This window comes from Candidatus Cloacimonadota bacterium (assembly GCA_028706475.1).
Classification (GTDB): domain Bacteria; phylum Cloacimonadota; class Cloacimonadia; order Cloacimonadales; family Cloacimonadaceae; genus UBA5456.
Genome location: JAQWBI010000032.1, coordinates 1 through 20125, shown reverse-complemented (window position 1 = coordinate 20125; position 20125 = coordinate 1). Strand labels below are relative to the sequence as shown.

Annotated in this window: 17 protein-coding genes; 15 read left to right on the top strand and 2 right to left on the bottom strand. The window is 44.5% G+C overall.

All coding sequences use genetic code 11. The features are described 5' to 3' along the window. The 7 genes from PHF32_06655 to PHF32_06625 form a co-directional block, all read left to right on the top strand. On the top strand, nucleotides 1-670 hold a 670-nt coding region (locus PHF32_06655), incomplete at its 5' end, for a T9SS type A sorting domain-containing protein (GenBank protein MDD4560398.1). Nucleotides 671-679: 9 nt separating this feature from the next. Continuing rightward, complete coding sequence (locus PHF32_06650; protein ID MDD4560397.1) at nucleotides 680-1510, top strand: hypothetical protein; 831 nt, start codon at nucleotides 680-682, stop codon at nucleotides 1508-1510. Nucleotides 1511-2156: 646 nt separating this feature from the next. Next, complete coding sequence (locus tag PHF32_06645; GenBank protein ID MDD4560396.1) at nucleotides 2157-2447, top strand: metalloregulator ArsR/SmtB family transcription factor; 291 nt, start codon at nucleotides 2157-2159, stop codon at nucleotides 2445-2447. Nucleotide 2448: 1 nt separating this feature from the next. After that, a complete protein-coding gene (locus tag PHF32_06640; protein MDD4560395.1) occupies nucleotides 2449-3759 on the top strand; it encodes a permease in 1311 nt (436 codons plus the stop codon). Nucleotides 3760-3862: 103 nt separating this feature from the next. Then, nucleotides 3863-4093 (top strand): thioredoxin family protein, encoded by a 231-nt coding sequence (locus PHF32_06635; GenBank protein ID MDD4560394.1) that lies wholly within the window; start codon nucleotides 3863-3865, stop codon nucleotides 4091-4093. A 218-nt stretch (nucleotides 4094-4311) separates the two neighbouring features. Further along, the gene (locus PHF32_06630) at nucleotides 4312-4854 is read left to right on the top strand and encodes a GyrI-like domain-containing protein (GenBank protein ID MDD4560393.1); all 543 of its coding nucleotides are present in this window, start codon (nucleotides 4312-4314) and stop codon (nucleotides 4852-4854) included. Between the two features lie 109 nt (nucleotides 4855-4963). Then, complete coding sequence (locus PHF32_06625) at nucleotides 4964-5665, top strand: DUF4097 family beta strand repeat-containing protein (GenBank protein MDD4560392.1); 702 nt, start codon at nucleotides 4964-4966, stop codon at nucleotides 5663-5665. 442 nt (nucleotides 5666-6107) lie between these two features. Here PHF32_06625 and PHF32_06620 read toward each other — a convergent pair whose 3' ends face one another. After that, nucleotides 6108-6509, bottom strand: a complete 402-nt coding sequence (locus tag PHF32_06620) for a DUF6508 domain-containing protein (protein MDD4560391.1) — start codon at nucleotides 6507-6509, stop codon at nucleotides 6108-6110. Nucleotides 6510-6758: 249 nt separating this feature from the next. Here PHF32_06620 and PHF32_06615 point away from each other — a divergent pair, with 249 nt between their 5' ends. The 8 genes from PHF32_06615 (at nucleotide 6759) to PHF32_06580 (ending at nucleotide 19136) form a co-directional block, all read left to right on the top strand. Beyond that, on the top strand, nucleotides 6759-6971 hold the full coding sequence (locus tag PHF32_06615; protein MDD4560390.1) for a helix-turn-helix domain-containing protein: 213 nt from the start codon (nucleotides 6759-6761) through the stop codon (nucleotides 6969-6971). A 286-nt stretch (nucleotides 6972-7257) separates the two neighbouring features. Further along, the gene (locus tag PHF32_06610) at nucleotides 7258-9795 is read left to right on the top strand and encodes an N-6 DNA methylase (GenBank protein ID MDD4560389.1); all 2538 of its coding nucleotides are present in this window, start codon (nucleotides 7258-7260) and stop codon (nucleotides 9793-9795) included. After that, the gene (locus PHF32_06605) at nucleotides 9788-11008 is read left to right on the top strand and encodes a restriction endonuclease subunit S (GenBank protein MDD4560388.1); all 1221 of its coding nucleotides are present in this window, start codon (nucleotides 9788-9790) and stop codon (nucleotides 11006-11008) included. Before PHF32_06610 ends, PHF32_06605 begins: the two co-directional genes overlap by 8 nt. After that, nucleotides 11008-12828 carry a DUF262 domain-containing protein gene (locus PHF32_06600; GenBank protein MDD4560387.1) on the top strand — a complete coding sequence of 607 codons (1821 nt, stop codon included), beginning with the start codon at nucleotides 11008-11010 and terminating at the stop codon, nucleotides 12826-12828. Before PHF32_06605 ends, PHF32_06600 begins: the two co-directional genes overlap by 1 nt. Before the next feature lie 14 nt (nucleotides 12829-12842). After that, nucleotides 12843-16085: an HsdR family type I site-specific deoxyribonuclease gene (locus PHF32_06595; GenBank protein MDD4560386.1), complete on the top strand. Its 3243-nt coding sequence runs from the start codon at nucleotides 12843-12845 to the stop codon at nucleotides 16083-16085. Further along, a complete protein-coding gene (locus PHF32_06590; GenBank protein MDD4560385.1) occupies nucleotides 16082-16759 on the top strand; it encodes a SprT family zinc-dependent metalloprotease in 678 nt (225 codons plus the stop codon). The genes PHF32_06595 and PHF32_06590 overlap by 4 nt, the downstream gene beginning before the upstream one ends. A 25-nt stretch (nucleotides 16760-16784) precedes the next feature. Beyond that, nucleotides 16785-17144 (top strand): hypothetical protein, encoded by a 360-nt coding sequence (locus tag PHF32_06585; protein ID MDD4560384.1) that lies wholly within the window; start codon nucleotides 16785-16787, stop codon nucleotides 17142-17144. Nucleotides 17145-17177: 33 nt separating this feature from the next. Beyond that, the gene (locus PHF32_06580) at nucleotides 17178-19136 is read left to right on the top strand and encodes a DUF4365 domain-containing protein (protein ID MDD4560383.1); all 1959 of its coding nucleotides are present in this window, start codon (nucleotides 17178-17180) and stop codon (nucleotides 19134-19136) included. A 90-nt stretch (nucleotides 19137-19226) separates the two neighbouring features. Here PHF32_06580 and PHF32_06575 read toward each other — a convergent pair whose 3' ends face one another. Next, the gene (locus tag PHF32_06575; protein MDD4560382.1) at nucleotides 19227-19910 is read right to left on the bottom strand and encodes a transposase; all 684 of its coding nucleotides are present in this window, start codon (nucleotides 19908-19910) and stop codon (nucleotides 19227-19229) included. Nucleotides 19911-20125: the final 215 nt, after the last annotated feature.

Below are 20125 nucleotides of genomic sequence, written 5' to 3'. Positions count from 1 at the left end.
GATCAAGGTAGAACCTATGAATGGTGATCCTAATGAGCATACCAATCTTAGAATCGATCATTCCCTGGTAAAAGATGGCATCGATGGCATTCTACCTTTCCCGGTACCGGGTAACACGATAGATTTCTTACCTTCCAGCATTGACGCTGATCCGCTCTTTACCGGTGGCTTTGACATCCATGATCCTCTCTTTTACAGTCTTTCAGAGTACTCACCCTGCATCGATGCCGGTACTCCGGATACCAGCGAGTTGAACCTTCCTCCTTTTGATCTGGCGGGTAACTGGCGCATCTGGAACGACCGCATCGATATGGGCGCATTTGAGTATGGCTCCAGGCCCTGGGTCTCCATTGATGATCCGGTGGTACCTGCCATCGATTCTTACAGCATTCATGCCTATCCCAATCCTTTTAGTACTTACACAAATATTAGGATTTTACTCGAGGCTTATGCCGGCAAAAATTGTATCGCTACAGCTAGCCTCAAAATCTATAACCTCAAAGGTCAACTGGTTAAAAAGATCCCTGTAAGACCTATGACTGATGAGCAGGTTCTAAATTGGGATACTCGTGATGCAGATGGTCGCCTTTGTGGCAATGGCATCTACCTTCTGAGGCTGGAGTGTGATGGTATGCCATTGGAAACGAAGAAAATAAGCTTAATCAAATAGGAGAAACGAATGAAAGTACACATCTATCTATCTTTGCTCTCTGTTCTCATGCTGAGTGCCTGTACACATCTGGACAATTGCTTCCTGCGCAGTGCGGAGCCTTTACCAAAAGGTAAGGCTCGTGGAACGGCATCCTTATCTTCCAGCTATTCATACGCTCCTGCCTTGAATTTTGAACCGGATAGTACACTGGGTTTGAATAGCCGACCACGGGAGGCAGAACTGGGCTTCCAATTGCCAGCAGGCGTAGATTTAGGCTTGGGTAATGGATTCCAGGTGGGAGGACAGCTGGCTCTTGCTTTGGCTGAAAGTCACTCCTGGCCATCACTCACCACTTCTTTCCGTGGCTATCTACAATATTCGCTTCCCATTCGAGATAGCTATTGGCTGGGCTTTGCCCCTGGGATACTGTATCATCAGGAAGATGTATCCCTCAAAGAGCAAGAGCCGTGGCCGTGGGGCCAGATAGATGAGCCAGGATACCTGCTTGAGCAGCGGGGAATAGGTGGAGAATTTCCCTTGACGATCAGTAGGGTAAAATACTCAAAGGATAAGAAAATCTCCCATAGCCTCACCTTCCGATATGGTATAATCAGGGTCAGTAGCAAGATAAATGAGTATCGATCTATATTTCATAATGACATTATCTATGATCAAGCAGATCAGAATATATCACGATACGCCGCCATCTATACCTGGCAATGGGAGAAGGGAATTGCAAATCTTTCCCTGGATCTGGGAATCGAATTCAGTGATAAAAAAGGTATGGTGGTGCCGGTAGTGGGCATCAAAAGATTATTCGATCTTCCTTGGGGAAACAAACCGACTTTTAAAGAATAAGAAGCTGGTAGCTAGCGAATGTAGTATTTTCAAGATTTATAATAGTGGCTATTTACATACAGCAAAGGTTCAAATTGCCCACATGGATTGATAGCCTGTGAATTGACCACCCATAGGCAGTTCTCCCGTGAAGCAGTTTATGTGCGTTTGAATACAGAGACAGTCAATGAGCTAATCTAACAAGGGGGCTCTCAAACTGCGGACTAATAACTCTATGCCATCAGAATATTTATCTGACACTATGGGTGTTATATGGGTGTTATCTAATGGTAAACAGATGGTACTGTCATTCTTTAGAGGGCAGCCTGATACTCAATATCACTTATCAGGAGCGGATAGTACTCTGCGGGAAGAAGGCAGGCTTTCTTTGACCAATTGCCAGCGAAATTTACTGAAACAATGTCCAAGTGGTTTTCTTCAATTGCTTTTCAGATCTTCTTTTCTCTCATCGACTTATCCATTTTGTCCAAGTGATCGCTATTTGCAGATTTCAGTGAGGATTTGTACCAAGTATCGATAAAAGAAGGGTGCGCTGGCAGACGAAGATCAGGCTGGGTAAGTAAATGAGAGAACGCCTACACGGAAAGTCTTGACAGAATCGGGCTATTTGGCAAAAAGGGCAAATACTCTGATCAGTGAGGATTAAATGCTAAATAGTGAAAGATATACTTATATGGCATCTGTTATGAAGGCCATGGCGCATCCCACCCGCTTGTTCATTGTGGATGAATTGGATAAGGGGGCAAAGAGCGTTAGCGAACTTACGGAAATGGTAGGCATCGATATCTCCACGATATCCCGCCATCTGGCGATACTAAAGAATGCCGGCATCGTTACAGCCACAAAAATCAACAATCAGATGATCTATCGTCTGCTCTGCCCCTGCGTGTTGGATATGTATAAATGCGTAGTAAAGATAAGGGAACAGGGTGTCTAGGATGAAAGTAAACTGGAAAGAAGTAAGATTATTGGGGCTAATGCTGGCAGTCTTTCTAGCGGCGTATTTTATTCCCTTCGAGGGAAGCCGTTTCCAGGGCGGAGTTTTGGAAGCCTTTTATATGCTTCAAGAATATGCTCGCTTGCATGTGTTGCTGTGTCTGATCCCTGCCTTGTTTATTGCTGGCGCAGTGAGTGTATTTATCAGCAGTGCCAGCGTGATGAAGTATCTGGGGCCCGCTGCCAGGAAGGTGGTTGCTTATGCCGTTGCATCGGTATCCGGAGCTATATTAGCAGTGTGTTCCTGCACCATTTTACCGCTCTTTAGCGGGATTTACAAACGAGGCGCAGGCTTGGGTCCGGCAATTGCTTTCCTGTATTCCGGCCCGGCTATAAACATCCTCGCCATCGTGATGACCGCTCGCATTCTGGGATTGCAGATTGGCATTGCACGTGCTGTAGGAGCGATATCCTTCAGCGTTATCATCGGGCTCATTATGCAGTTGTGGTTCCGCAAGGAAGAGGGAGAACGCCAAAAAACCGCTGCTGGATTTAACGGTGGAGACGACACGCGTCCGATGTGGAAAACTATAATCTTTTTTGCTTTGATGATCCTGATCCTGATCTTCTTGAACTGGGCGAAACCAAACAGTGCTACTGCATCAGGATTTGTGGTGTGGGCATATTCGATGAAGTGGATTATTTCGGCTGTATTGGCTTTTTTGATGGGCTTGATCCTGCATTTGTATTATGGCTTCAACATGTGGAAAGTACTGATTACGACCATAGCTGTTGTGATTGCCGGATTGGTGTTTCCGCAGCAACCGCATATTGCTTTTGTTACCGCCATAGTTTTATTCAGTTTCTTCCTGGCCACAGAGAAGGGCGAATTGAAGGACTGGCTGGGCTCCACCTGGGATTTTGCCAAGTTGATCATTCCTTTGCTTTTCCTTGGTGTAATGATAGCCGGGGCGCTCTTGGGACGTCCTGGTTTTGAAGCCTGGATTCCTTCACGATGGATTGAAGAGGCAGTGGGGGGAAACTCATTATGGGCAAATCTCTTTGCCTCCATTTCCGGAGCTTTCATGTATTTTGCTACGCTCACCGAAGTGCCGATCCTGCAAGGCCTTTTGGGAAGCGGTATGGGTAAGGGTCCGGCTCTGGCTCTTCTGCTCTCTGGCCCGGCACTATCACTTCCCAGTATGTTAGTGATCAATACCGTATTGGGCGTTAAAAAGACCGCTGTATTCATTTTCTTGGTGGTAATCATGTCCACCATTACAGGATACCTCTTCGGAGTATTTTTTGCATGATAGTGCAGTTTTGCTCTTGCCTGAGGACTGCACAATATGCCCGTCCCACGGCATTAGTAAGAGTGTGCCCCATCAATATAGAACATAAAAACAGGAGTAAAAGATGATTATCAAAATTTTGGGAACCGGTTGCCCCAAATGCAAGAAACTGGAAGAAAACGCCCGCCAGGCGATCAATGAAGCAGGTATTGAAGCTTCCATAGAGAAAGTAACTGATCTGGACAAAATCATGGACTATGGTGTGATGATCACACCGGCCTTGGTGATAGACGGAAAAGTGGTGGCCAGCGGCAAGTTGCTCTCCACCTCAGACATTATCGCCTTGCTCAAGTGAGCGAGAAGCCAAAGCTCCGATCCGTAACCGAGCTCTCCGAAGCTCCGACTTAGTAACGGAGCTTTCCGATCCTCCGAAAACCGTAGCAGCTATGTGTTGCTATACCATCCCACAACAGGGCTCCTCGAATTTGGGTGTACATATCCAGCGAAATAGTGATTTATCACTTGACTTCTCAAAGGCATCTGTAATCAATGTAAGAATGTATGGAGTACTACATGAAAATGATTTTGATATTATTTGTTTTGATTACTATTGCAGGTGGCCTTTGTATGGCCAAAGAAGCCGAGCCAGTCCCTCGTGAAGCTAAGCTGCCGGAGATGATGATGGCCGGAGTGGCGATTGTTGACAGCACGGAAACAGAATCCTACATGAAGCTTTGGGAGGAGTTCTTCCGGATCAATGAACAGATCACAGAAGCTATTGGTGATGCCTACTACGGTATAAACTTCATGACCAAGAATGCAGAAGGTAAAGATGCCTGGGGCTATATGGTGGCAACTCAGGTAAAAAGCCTGGATAAGCTTCCCGAAGGGCTGATATCCCGTATTATCCCTGCCTGTGATTACATCGTCTTTGAGCATCATGGTCCCGTAGAAAAGGTCAGTAAACTCTATGAATACATTTACGGTACCTATAGTCATAACGGCAAACACAAATTCCTGTATGCAGACTCCCTGGAACGTTATGACCATCGCTTCAAGGATGGTTCTGAAGATTCCATAATGGAGATCTGGATTCCCGTGCAAAGCGGGAAGTAAGTTTACACTACTTTCTGCCTGCGAATAGTCTATTTGACCCATCACACGTTTAGGGAATGCAATAAAACAACGCAAGTGAGATCATACTTGCTGCAATCAAGGAGTTATCATGAAGAGAGCGCTTATACTCATCTGCACTTTGGCAATAATCCTGGGACTTTGTTCCTGCACCGTTAGTTGCGATGTACAGGGTAAAACGATGGTAGATGGTGTTGAATTGGATTACGAAAACAACACAGAGGTACTGCAAAGCTACAATATCGGCCACATGGAGATTGATGTTGGCTCCGGTGATGTAGCAGTTAATGGCGTTTCAGACGCACAGGTGAATTTGAAAGTAAGCTACAGGGAATATGAACCCGGAGACGCACGAATACTCTTTAAAAATGGCAAACTCAGCTACGAAACAAAGTCTGGCAAACCGGCTTTGATAACCGGGGTAACCGGTACGATACCGCAAAACATAGCTCTGAGCATCGATACCGGCAGCGGGAATGTAGCCGTCTCAGATATGCGGGAAAACAAGGAACTGGAGTTGGATACCGGCAGTGGTAAGGTAGTGGTAAGCAATTGTATGATAAGCGTGTTTGATGCGGACACTGGTAGCGGAGATGTCCATATACTGGACAGCTCAATCACAGATTTCAAAGCAGACACGGGCAGCGGAGAAATAAACATCGTAAATAGCCGCATAAAAGATGCAGAGATTGAAACCGGCAGCGGAGACATCAGATTGACCGATAGTGAGATACTTACCAGAAGGTTTGAAATCGGATTCGGTGAAGTAATAGAGCATTCCCCTTCAGATTAAACCCGGATAGTGCGAATGGAGTTCATTTGACCTTATATATCTTATTGTATACCTATATGTTATATGGTCAAATGGACTTCAATAGCTGGGGCGGATTCTATGCATTGCCCGATTCCAAGACACCCCTGAACTTATTTTAACAGAGATAGATAACATAGGTGGTTTGCTATTCCAGCACATTGATACCGCTACCAAACGGTTCAAGAGCTTCATTCCTCCTCTGGTTTATCGATACTTGAACCTGATATCATCGGGTTATCATCGAGTGAGCACAGGATGATAACGGCTTGATATCTGCTTCGGCACTGTATCAAACATAGGGAAAGAAGAAATGATTCAAAAACTCCCTTCGGTCGTTGTGGCAATTTGGATATTTCGTACCTACTGAGCCACTTGTTCCGAGATCGAGAGCCAGTAAAGCACTCCCCTGTATGCTGACAAATCAGGATGCATAAAGATGAGACATTTTTTGGAGTTGACAAAAATCAACCTTGCATATGCTTGAAAAAATAGAATATACCGCTGTGAGGGATACGTGAAACAGGCAATAGATGATATCCGTAGACTCTTTGCTGATAACTGTAAAAATGGCTCTAAGCAGTCGGAAATCTGCATTCTCTATGTAATCAGCTAAGTTTGCATCACGAGGGAGATGGCTTTCCAGATATGGCAGATATTCTGTATCCATGAGGTCAGTTTCATAAACTTCATGGATAAATGAAGACATCTCTGGTGAGTAGTTCACGTATGGGAAAACTTGTGGCTTGTACACCCAGGTTCCCACTTCATCTCTGCCAGTGGAGAAGTAGTCGATGTAGCTTAGAACCTTGTCATATTGATGCATTCACTCTCCCATCAAATAGTTATTTACTCAATTCTGCAAATATTTATGCACGGCTCTCATTGTCAATAGCAATCACATTCCCGTCAATTCTTAACCACCTCTATGCGGGTATCTGCGGAGAGAAACGGAATTTAACGATTGACAAATCGGAAGGGTTCTGTGAAGTATGAAATCAGATCAAAAAGGTATGGGTGTAGTGCTTTGCAGAAAGGCCTAATCCCATGCCAATATAGCTCTTAAGGAGAGACAATGGATCATCTGCAGGACAGGTGGCTGTCCATCAAAGAGATATGTGCTTACCTCGGGGTGAGTGATGACACGGTGTATCGGTGGATAAAATTTCACGATATGCCAACCCACAAGATGGGGAGATTGTGGAAATTCAAGATTAACGAGATTGATGAGTGGGTCAAAGCTGGCGGAGCAAACCTAAAAGCCATTAAAACAAGATCGAAAAGCTAAGCGCTGCATTAAACACCTCTCAAAATCATCATAAACCTCATTTCTGTGACACACCATCTAAAAGTGAACTTAAGTAACAAATCGCTTGGCGAAAACCAAGAGAATGATACAACCTTAACTGAAAGCCAGCTTTCGCCACCGACAATGAAAGCCGAGGGGATAGGATTGCAGACGTCTCGTCTGCAGAAGCAGCGCAGCTGCTTACTTTTCTCAGCCTGCGGCCTCGCTCGACACGAGGACATGTCGAATCCTATGGGCTTTCGTGTAAACACCGGAGTATTAGTAAATGGCTCATAAACTATCTTTATCGTGGCTGGAACGCTTTCTGGAAGAGGCATGTGAATCCCTGCGGGGAAACATGGATGCCTCGGAATTCAAGGAATACGTGATCGCCATGCTTTTCCTGAAACGGGTGAATGACCTGTTCAATATCGAAAGAATCAATCGCAAGGCTGCTCTTGAGAAAAAGGGAGTAAGCGGCGAGGCACTGGAAGCAGGTTTGGAAAGCGAAGCCAGCTACAAGTTCTTTGTGCCCAAACGTGCCAGATGGGAGAATATACGGCACCTGAAGAAAGAGATCGGAGACGAACTCAAGAAAGCCTTCGAAGCGCTTGAGGACAGCAATAGCGATACTCTGGAAGGTGTGCTAAAGCCCATCGACTTCAACAAGACCTTCGGCAAGAACAATAAACGCATCACCGATAAAGACCTGGTGGAGATCATTACCCATTTTGATAAGGTTGTCCTCACCGATGATAATCTGGAGTTTCCCGATCTCTTGGGTTCTGCCTATGAATACCTGATCAAATACTTTGCCGATAGCGCAGGCAAGAAGGGCGGAGAATTCTATACTCCCAGAACCGTGGTAAAGCTCTTGGTCAATATCCTCGATCCCGCTCAGGATGCTGAGATTTGCGATCCGGCAGTCGGTTCCGGGGGCATGCTGATAGAAGCATACAATTACGTAGAGAGCAAATACGGCACTGCCAGAAACATGACTCTCTATGGACAGGAAAAGAACGGCACCACCTGGGGTTTGTGTAAGCTCAATATGCTCTTTCACAATATCCTGGATGCTCAGATCGAGAACGGTGACACCTTGATGGAGCCCAAGCATGTGGAAGGCGGTGAATTGAAACGCTTTGACATCGTGATCGCCAATCCTCCTTTCTCCCAAAACTACTCCACCGACGGAATGAAGTTCAAGGAGCGTTACCGCTATTGGATGCCAGTGAAAGGCAAGGCTGATTTCATGTTCGTCCAGCATATGTTCAGCACTCTGAAATCCACAGGACGCCTGGCTGTGATCATGCCCCATGGTGTTCTCTTCCGGGGTGGAGAAGAACGCAGAATGCGGGAATGGCTGATCAAAGAAGGATATCTGGAAGCCATCATTGGCCTGCCTCCTGCGCTCTTCTACGGAACCGGTATTCCTGCCTGCATTCTGATCATCAATAGAACCGGAGCTTCCACCCGCAAAGAAGTGCTATTCATCAATGCCGATCATGAGTATAAAGTTGGTAAGGTGCAGAATATCCTGCGTCCGGAAGACATAGAAAAGATCACCTACGTATATCGAAACAAGCGGGAACTTGCTGCCTACAGCAGAAAAGTAAGCCATGCGGAATTGGAAGCTGAAGAATTCAATTGCAACATCAGAAGATATGTGGGCAATAGCCCTCCGGCAGAGCCTCATGACGTAACAGCGCATCTGCAAGGCGGTATCCCAGTAGCGGAAGTAGAAGCTCTAAAACACTATTGGGATAACTACCCTGGTATCCGAGAGCAGCTTTTTACCAATGATAGAGACAACTATCTGAAGTTTGCTACAATCATCAGTGACAAGGAAGCGATCAAAGGCTATTTGGATGAAGCTGATGCGATAAACCGCAAACATGAGACATACATGAGCACTTTGAAACTATGGTGGGATGAGCACCAACCCAAACTGGAAGCCCTTCCCAAGCAGCGAAATGTTTATGACCTCTATCATGCTTTCTCAGCCACGATCACCGCTAAGATCGGCTCTCTCGGCATTCTGGACGAGTTTAAATGCCGGGGTGCCTTTGCAGGATTCTGGAGCGATATCTTCAATGACCTGCGCAGCGTAGCAGCCAGTGGCTGGAATGCTGAACTGATACCCGATGAGGAGATCTTGCGGAGCCAGTTTCCAGAGGTAATCAAAGAGCTTAACGAATGCGAAGCCCGTAGAGATGAACTGGAAGCCCTATTTGCGGAAGTGAACGAGCTGGAAGAGGGTACCTGGACTGAAGATGAATACGAGATCTTCCCCAAAGATGAATTGGCAACAGTGAAGGCAGGCATCAAAGACCTAGGTGCAGAGCTAAAGGAGATCTGCAAGGACATCAAAAATAAAGAGAAGCAGATTAAAGCACTGAAGAAAAGCGGAGAATCCTATACAGCTATCGAGCTTGAGATCAAGAGACTCGCTCCCCGTGAAACGGAACTTACTAAGAATATTGAAGAGCAAGAAAAGCGGATTGCCAAACATCTGGAGATGGAAAAGGAACTAAAGGAAAACCGCAAGAAGATCAAAGAGATCACAGACCTGAAAGAGCAACTTGTGGAGCAGGCAAGAAGCAAGATCAGCGAAGCAGAAGCTAAAGAACTGATCCTGGCACGTTGGGAAAAAACTCTCTACGCTAAAGTGAATGATTACCTGATCCAGTACAGCAGACAGTTTCGGTCAGCCCTGGAAAGCTTGTGGGAGAAGTATGATCAGCCCTTGCATATTGTCCTGAAAGAAAGAGATACAGCAGCCTCTGAATTGGCAGATTATCTTAAGGAACTTGGGTATGAGTGAGTGGAAAAAGGGTAGCTTAGGCCAATTAGCTGAAATTGTTAAAGGCGATCAAGTTAACTCTGATACATTAGATCAAACTGGGAAATATCCAGTCATAAACGGGGGTACCGAACCATCGGGGTATCTCGATAGATGGAACCGAGAAAGTGGATCAATCACAATAAGCGAGGGTGGGAATTCATGTGGATTTGTTTCTTTGATGAGACAGAGATTTTGGAGCGGAGGTCACTGTTATACATTGAGAAACGTACGGATATACAATACATATTTGTATCATTTTCTGAAATACACTCAGCAAGATATAATGAAACTTAGGGTGGGAAGTGGATTACCAAACATTCAAAGAAAAGATATATCAGAGCATGAAATATACTATCCCACTGATAACAACGAACAAGTTGAAATAGCAGGCTTCCTCAGCACAATTGACGAAGTGATAGAAAAGACCGAAGCTGCGATTGAAAAGTACAAAGCAATCAAAGCAGGGATGATGCAGGATTTGTTCACCCGTGGCATCGATGTGAAAACTGGAAAGCTGAGACCATCATTTAAAGAAGCCCCGGAGCTTTACAAAGAGACTGAACTGGGCTGGATACCCAAGGAATGGGAAGTTTGTACCATCAAGGAAGCATGCCTCGAGTTTGTAAACGGCGGAACACCATCAACAAAGAACGCAGCAAACTGGGTTGGAACCATACCCTGGATCACTGGGGCTGATTTTCTGGATACTTTCGAAGTTGGAGTTGTTAGAAGACAAATCAACGAAGAAGCTTTGCGAAACTCCTCAAGCCACCTTATTAGAAAGGGGAACATCCTTCTTGTAACCAGAACAGGAGTCGGAAAACTGGCTATTGCTCCATTTGATGTTGCGATTAGCCAGGACATCACTGGGATTATCCTTGACCCCAGCACATACTGCGTTGAGTTCTTTTATTACTATCTACAAATACTGGTAGAGAACTTCAAGAAGATCAATCAGGGAACCTCAATCAATGGAATTATCCGGAGTGACCTGGAGGCTACTACGATAGTAAAACCACCAATTGAAGAGCAGAAGCAAATAGCAGATGTCCTCAAGACATTGGACGTAGCTCTGAAGAATGAGCAAAGAGATTTGAATAAATATCGTGATCTAAAGCAGGGTCTCATGGCTGACCTATTGACTGGCAAAGTACGAGTAAAAATCAACGAAGATATATTGGAGAACAGCTAATGTCAAAAATCGAGAATCACAAGTACACAATCTACCAGGCGTTTAATGAGTGTTTTTACAATGTCCCAGATTATCAGAGGGAGTACGTGTGGCAGGAGAAAGAAGTAGTCCGACTGCTGGATGATATTGTTGATGAGATGGATGGAAACAGCAAAACGGAATACTTTGTAGGGACAGTAATCGTAACACCGAGGGGATCAGTTAACCAATATGATGTCATAGACGGTCAGCAACGACTCACAACTTTCTATCTGATCCTGTGTGCCATGAAAGCACTCTTTGATCAGCGAGAAGAGGAAAACGAGATCAACAGCCTGTTATCCTCAAGTAAAGTATTGGATACGGGAAAAACAAAGAAAATCCTTAAGCTCGAACCAAAGTATGATGGTGCATTTGAGATCATACAGTGTATCATCAAAGTAAACGGGGATTCCTTAACAACAACAAAGGCAATCAAGGCATCGGGAGTAAACACCTATGGTGCACTGAAGAATATCGTGAATGCCTATGTGACAATATATGACTACTTAAATGACAACTTTGCCAAGACGGATGAACTGTTCAAATTCTGGGCATATCTCGCCAACCATGTCGTGTTTATTCAGATATCCACTGAGATAAGCAGCGCATTGAAGATCTTTGAGACGATAAACGAAAGAGGTATTGGGCTTAATCCCATGGACTTGATGAAGAATCTGATCTTCCGGCAAGCCGATGCAGAAGAATTTTCCAAACTCAAAGATGAATGGAAGAAGATCACCAAGCCACTGGAGGAAAGACAGGAAAAGCCGCTGCGGTTTCTACGCTATTATCTGATGTCGAACTATCCTATAGACAACAGTAGAAAAGACAACATCCTCAGGGAAGATGAGATTTATGATTGGCTGGTGGATGAGAATAATGCCAATCTATGTGGTTACAGGAAAGATCCTTTTGCTTTTGTAAAACATCTGATAGACAACCTGAATTGCTATTTGGCATACATCAATGGCAAGGATAAAGATGGCAAGGAGAACGTTTATACAGACAACCTGAGAATGCTCTGCGGAGGTGCCTTCAGCTTGCACTATATTCTCATGCTGGCGGTAAGATCGCTGCCAACTGATCTATTCAATCACTTCGTGAAAAAGCTTGAGATCTTCTTATTCTACTACATCTTTACGAAAACACCCACTAAGGAATTGGAAAGATACTTCGCTCAATGGGTGGGAGAACTACGAGATATCACCAAACTCACCGATCCAGATTTGCAGAAAACAGCTTTAGATGAGTTTATTGATAAGCATTTTGTTCCCAATGTGCAAGCCAAACAAACTGAGCTCCAGGCATTCTTGGGTAATTACACATTGGGGACGCTCCAATATTACAGAACCAAGTATTTCCTCGCCAAAATCGCACAATATATTGAGCAACAATTCACTGGAGTCAATGATAAAAGATCTCTCAGAGACTTCTCTGGTTTCGAGATCGAGCATATACTACCCGATAATCCTGAGGATTGGTTAAGAACAGAATTTGTGAATGGGAATCCCAATAGTGATTATGACTTATGCAAGACCAAACTTGGCAACTTAACTCTACTTGAGAAGACGGCAAACATTGTGGCGAGTAACTCACGATACTTAGACAAGTGCTCTCAATACAGAGTCAGCGGTATCTACTTAACCCGCAGTCTGGTGGAAATGCCGACTATTGGAAATCAATCCTCTGTGAATAGGATCAATCAATACCTGAAGGTGTTTCCTGATTGGAATGCCGCCGCTATCGATGAACGGCAGCAATTGCTGATCAACCTGGCTTTAGAGGTTTGGAAGATCTAAACTTGGGAGGGATAATGTCTGAATACACCAATGTCGAACGCCCCTTTCTGGATAAGCTGAGTCAGCTTGGTTGGGAAGTGATTGATCAGGGGACCGGATTTACTCCCTTTGATCCCAGTATCAGCAGAAGAGCTTCTTTCAGGGAAGTGATCCTGGAGCAGGAGTTCAAGAGTGCTTTAAGGCGGATCAATCTTACTGATGACGGGAGAAGCTGGCTTACAGACAAACAGCTTGATTCCATTTTCTCTGAGCTAACCTGGCATCCCGGCATTGGACTGCTAAAGGCAAATCAGGTGGTATATGAACTGCTGACCAAGAATACCACGGTTGATGTGAATGAGCTTACCGGAGAGCAGAATCCCAAGGTACGCTTGATCGATTATGCCAATCCGGAACGAAATAGCTTCATTGCCATTAATCAGTTCAAGATCGAGACTCCCGGTGCCAGCAGACAGGCGATTGTGCCGGATATCGTGCTCTTCATCAATGGCTTGCCAATCATTGTAGTGGAATGCAAAGATATGGATGTGGCACAACCTCTGAGCGAAGCATTTATCCAGCTAAACCGCTATGCAAACCTGAGAGTGGATGATTATGGCATCAAAGAGGGTGAGGAGAAGCTGTTTCACAGTAATCTCTTCAGCATTGTGACCCATGGCTCTGAAGCCAGATTTGGCACGATAAGCGGGGAGTTTGACCACTTCCTGAACTGGAAAGACATCTTTCCTGAGGAGTATAAGACTATCCAGGTCTCACCGGATGAAGAGCGTCAGGAAGTGATGATCCACGGGATGCTGAATAAAGCCATTCTGCTGGATATCCTGAAGAACTTCACGATCTTCATGGAGATCAAGAAGGGCGAACTGGTAAAGATAGTAAGCCGCTATCAGCAATACCGGGCAGTGGGCAAGATATTGCAGCGCTTGCGGATGGGAAAAACTCCCTTTGAACGCAGCGGAGTGATCTGGCATACCCAAGGCTCCGGTAAATCTCTGACGATGGTATTTCTGATTAAGAAGCTCAGAGATACCGAAGACTTGAAGGATTACAAGATCATCATGGTGAATGATCGTCTGGATTTGGAAGATCAGCTATCCAACACTGCAGGTTACAGTGGCGAAAGCGTTACCATGATACAGCATAAGCGAGACCTTGATAAGCTGAAGAACACCAGTTCAAACCTCAATATGGTGATGTTGCATAAATTCCTGATCAACAATGCCATCTCGGCTCAATCTCTGCTGGCAGCAGGAGTGATTCCACGTTATGAAGAATTTCCGGAGCTGAATACCAGCGAGAGAATCCTGCTCTTGATAGACGAAGCGCATCAGGATCAGGGTGGTGAAATGGGAGATAACCTCTTCCTGGCTTTTCCGAATGCAGTGAAGATCGCATTTACAGGAACACCTCTGCTCACGGAAAGGCATAAACAGAAGACGCATGAACGCTTCGGCAATTTCATTGATGTTTACAAGATGAACGACTCCGTGGCAGACAGAGCTACGGTTGATATCCTCTACATCGGCAGAACCAGTCAGGACAGGCTTACGGATGCGGAGCTCTTCAAGAAAGAATTTGAAGATATGTTCCGGGAGAGATCGGAAGAAGAACGCCTGGAGATTCAAAAACGCTATGGCACGGAGATGGCATATCTGGAATCCAAGGAGAGGATCAAAGCCATCTCGGAAGATATCATGGCTCACTATACGCAGGAAATCCTCCCAAACGGCCTTAAGGGGCAGGTGGTGGCGAGTTCTATCGTAGCTGCATGCCGGTATAAGTATGAGCTGGAAAATGCGCTAAAAGGGCTGATTTTGGGTGAAGAGGCAAAACCGGAAGCTGAGCGGGATGAAGAACTGCTGAAGCAGATGAGATTTGTCAAAATCTGTGCGGTGGTAACCATGATGGACAACAATGAGCCGGGTTATGTATCTCTGGCTCGCAGACAAGCTCTGGATATGGATGCGGTGGAGAGCTTTAAGAAGGACTTTGATTATAACAAACCTGAGAGTGGAGTAGCTATCCTCTGCGTTTGTGACAGGCTGCTGATGGGTTTTGATGCTCCGATTGAGCAGGTGATGTATCTTGATAAGAACCTGAGAGAACACAAGCTGATGCAGGCAATTGCCAGGGTTAATCGTACCAAGGTAATGAAATCCGGCTATGTGAAAGAGCATGGCATTGTGGTGGATTATTTTGGCGTGGCATCGCATCTGAAAGAGGCTTTGGCAATCTTTACCGATACAGATGTGCAAGAACTTGAAGACCTGAGCGCTTATTTCAGAGGCTTGGACAAGGAGATTCCGGTCTTGGAATCCCGCTATAGAAGATTGATCCACCTCTTTGAAGAAAAAGGCGTCATCAGGATCGAAGCCTTTATCAAACAGAAGATCGAAGATAGAGATGAGGAATGGGAACTGGTGGAGAACTGCTTGCAGCTTGGTGCAGATATGAAGTTCCGGGCACAGTTCGATACATATATCAAAGCATTCTTTGATAGCCTGGAACTGCTCTTTAATGCATCCCTGGCAAGGGATTATTATGTCCCGGCTAAGCGACTGGGCTATATCCTGATGAGGATGCGCAACCGTTATCATGATGGCACCCTTGATCTGAAATGGGCAGGGGCAAAGGTTCGCAAGCTGATAGACAAGTATCTGATCTCAGAAGGTATCAATCCTAAGATTGCTCCGGTGAAGCTGCTCTCGGATGACTTTCCCAAAACACTAAATGATCATAACAAAACCGGAAAAGCCAAAGCATCCGAGATGGAACACGCCATCCGCTGGCACATCAAAGTGAACATGGAAAAAGACCCGGCACTTTATACCGGTTTCCACGAGCGGCTGCAGAGAATTCTTGATTCTTACAAAGAGCACTGGGATAGGATTATCGAAGAGCTTACCAAGCTGAGAGAAGAGATCGGAGAAGGTCGCAAGGCAGAGGACAGCATCGTTGATGCTCCGATTGCGCCATACTTGGAGCTTATGCTGATGGAGGCGGGAATTGATAAGGGCGACACCGATACTGCTGTAGAGGCTGCAAAGATCTCTGAATTCATCTATGCCAGAATCAAGGAATCAATCTCCATACCCAATTTCTGGCAGAAGCCCAATGAACGCAGAAGGCTGGAAGGCGATATCAGGGACGAGCTTGAATATTGCACCATAGAACCCCTCAAAGCAGTTGCAGCCAAGCTGACAGCGGAACTGATCAGTCTGGCACATAAACGGGAAGCCGAGGTGAAGGGCTCATGAGTCTGGATTACAAAGTAGTAATCAAACATAGCAAGCGCAAGACAGCATCAATCTATATCGAAAGGGATAGCTCTATTACGGTGATCGTTCCCGATGGAACTACTGACCTTGAAGTGCAAAACCTCCTCAAGCAAAACGAATATAAGATATACAAATATCAGACAAAGCGGGCATTGCTGAATGAGAAAGCCATCAAACGGGAATTGGTGAACGGGCAATCCTTCCTGTATCTGGGTAGAAACTACTATCTGCAATATAGTGACGAGGTGGATGGCATCCAATTCAAAGGCAGGCACTTTTATGCTCCTGAGGGCTCTGAGGACAAGCTGAAGGGAATGTTCAAGGAATTCTATAGACAGCGGGGTAAGAAATTCATAGAACCGCGTGTATATCGCTTTGCTGAGATGATGGGATTGAAAGTGGAAGCTGTATCCATCATAGATCTCAAAAACAGATGGGCATCGTGTTCAGTGCAGCGTCCCAAGGTGAACTTCAATTGGAAGATCATGATGGCACCCGTGAGTGTTATCAATTATCTGATAGTGCATGAATTAGCGCATTTCAAACATAAGAGGCACAGCAAGGACTTCTGGAATGAAGTGGATAAGATAGTCCCGGATTATCAGAAGCAGGTGCAGTGGCTGAAGGAATATGGGGCGGGGTTGGATGTGTAACGTTATTGAAATGAAGAGGTTTAGTATGGACATAATAACCATAGTGGTGTATTTGATAGGCGGTATTGGAATCGGATCTGTCATTACTACGATAATAACGACCATATCTCGGAAGAGAGAGATTATCAACGAGAGAGTTTATAAGGAAAAGAGGGGTGCTTATCTGGGGCTTCTCAGATCACTTCATCATGCAGGTGCTGAGCCATCTGAAAAGAATGCGAAAGAATATGCACTTTGGCAAACCCGGGTTCAGCTATTTGGGTCAAAGGAATCTGCAGATTTTGCACAGAAAATAGTTGATACTGCTCCTGGTTCTGGTGTTAGGCATTTGGCATTTGAAGGCTTGGTAAAGGCTATGAGAGATGACTTAAAAAATTGCAAGTGAATAACACAATGATTGAAATGACAATGGAGTAATATGCCTAAGAGACCAAGAACTCATAGTCTTGAAGATGAATCAAAAAACAAACTGAGATTATTACTGCCCGAAAGATGGGCGTTTAGGGAAAAGTATCTTGACTATGGGATTGACTGCGAAGTTGAGTTGATTGATGAGCTCCGTAACTTAACTGGTCTCATGTTCTATGTTCAACTCAAGGCAACCGATTCAAAACAAAGTAGGGACATCCATTCAGTCTCAATGAAAATTGAAACAATAAAATATTTCTATTCACTTGATATCCCTGTTCTGATCGTCCGATATTCTTCTCATAGAAACGAATTCTACTCGAAATGGTCTAGTTCAATTGATCTTTACTACTCAAAACCTGATTCTAAGTCAATCACTATCGGATTCAACGAAGTAGATAAATGGGATGGTGATACAGCAACAGCTATTGAAACCCGGCTTCGACTACTCCGGCAGTTTAAAAACGATCACATCAGATTGCCATACAGAACTAGCATAATCATAGATGCCAATGCAGCCCTGTCTTGTCCTACTTTACTGTATCTATCCCACATACAAAGCGAGATGCTTCGATTCAATAACATTGTAACTTTCCAAGACAGCTCTTCAGAATCGGTTGTTTTAGCCAAGATATTCGACGATGAACTAAATGTTGAAATCATCGGAATGGGAGGTATTGTATCACACTTTGATAAGTCTCAGTATGGTGATCTTGACGGAGCGAAGCGCATTGTTCCTTTGATTGTAAGAAGCATAGGAATATGGCTAATCCTAAATGCTTCGCCAGAAAGGGGCTATAAGATTCTAACTGACAACGGATTGTTAAGAGACACTATTGATATGCCGGTGATTTATGCTGTTTGTTTGCCTAAGCTTATGCGCAGTACAATCTACATCAGTTTATTGGATGAAATACACCAATCTTATCAAGGATCACTAAGCACAGATTTGATGCTATCAATACCTGTTGTTTTACGTGCGAGCGTGGTGGGTGATGATCATCGCGAAGAAGCATTAGCTGCCTTTTGGGAAAAAACACTAGTAGAAGTCAGTATGAGATGTGAAGATCAAGAAGTCGGAGCCTACGTTTACAGTTTGGGGAATCTTCTCAGAAGTCTTGGGCGATTCAAGGAAGCCTTTCATTCTTATTGGAAAGCTAAAAGGCTTGCTCCTCAGTACTTAGGAAGAGATTACTACTACAGAGAAATAGCTGGGGTCTTGTTTCATCTCAATAAGTTCGAACTATCTGCAAAGCTATATTTACAGGCTTTTGAGATTGGAAAAGATCCAAAAACAATAGCATTGCATGCAGATGCATTAATGTATGATGGGCAGTATAGAGAGGCACTCGGTAAATTCGATGATTTCTTAAGCATCTGTTCAAAGGATGATTTCTTAAGCATCTGTTCAAAGGATGATTTCAGCGTATCTGAGTGGATGTTAAAACGGTGTTGTTTAGACTACATGGTAAATGGTTGTTCAATTTCAAATCAAGTACGCCAACCACAAGCAGCGGAAAAACTTGCTTCCGACGGTAAGCCTAACATGGAGTCTCTTGAAAATGCAATTGAGGCAGATGCATTGTGCGGATTAGCTTGGTTTAACCTAGGGTGTTTGTTTAAGGATGAATCCTACTGGAATCATGCAGCTATGTGCTATCTAATATGTGGATTGCTTCAACCCCATGACATTGAAACTTGGATCGATACATTCTTTTGTTCGCTAAATGCTAAGCTTCCTTCTGAACACCTTCTACTCGTAGTATCACATGCCTACAAGATCAATAGAGACACATTTCTTACAGAATTGTATCAATGCTTGTATGCATCATTAGAACCCGAGTCCGCAAGCACAATGTCGGGAATGATTGAAACGGTTGTTAATGAAGTTAGAATCAAATTAAAACACCAAGAGCCTTTCATTGTCAGGTACGATGGAGAAACAGTATATTCTCAAAATTATGAATGATTATGTGAAGTGGATCACTTCGTTAGGACATAATCCCGGTATCTTTAACCCGACTTTACCACTTTAAATATGTACGTGCCTGTTCTGCAATCACATAAGATTTTCGTGGGGACTACATTTTTGTTGTTTTAGAGGTTTTATAACAGGGCTGGGGCTCATGTTGAGAGCCTTGTATATTTTCAGGTGGTAGGGTTCTGCCGAGCTGGTAATGCGCTCTATTCCTGTTGTTTTATCTCTACGTATAGCCGAGATACTCACTCTTCTGTGTGTAGACATCCTAGCTCTCACGGTATTCCAGGAGTCATTTATCCCATCCTGGCGTAATTGAAGACAGATTGAGTTGAGAAGATGGTAAGCCAATACCGCAATGAAGATATGAGCCTCTGCCCGCCGCTCTGTACTATGATAGATGGGACAGAAAGCAAGTTCGTGTTTGAGGCTACGAAAGGCGGCTTCTATCCGGTTCAACATCATATATGTATCCCATATTTGCTGCTCATCCCACTCGGAATTGCTGCTGCGCAACCAATATGAACCAGAGAAGCGATCATCTTCCTCTTCTTGCTTTACCTTGTGATACTCGATAGTAATCACAGTACCGTTGGTCTCGCTTACCTCAATATGATAGAACCTGCCTATTGCAGAATAACGTTCTCGGAGACGTCCGATCCGCTCCATGATCTTTTCGTAACTCTTGTTGCTGCGTTTTTTGCTAAGGCCGGCTATGATCTTTTCCAGATCATCTTCAAAGCGTCGGGAATAGCTATCTTGCATTGCTCTTTCTTTGCTTTCCATTTTCTGGCTGTGACAATAAAGTAGGAGCTCATCATCTGTTTTGAAGATTTGGGCTTGAACAAGATTGTAAAGACCATTGAACAATCCGACCCTGGTCAATGCTGAGATGTGTCAAGCGCCCGGCAGTGGGAATTATCAAATAAAAGTGGAAAATTTGGTCGATTTTGCCCTAAAACGCCCTTCTGGAGCCCTCA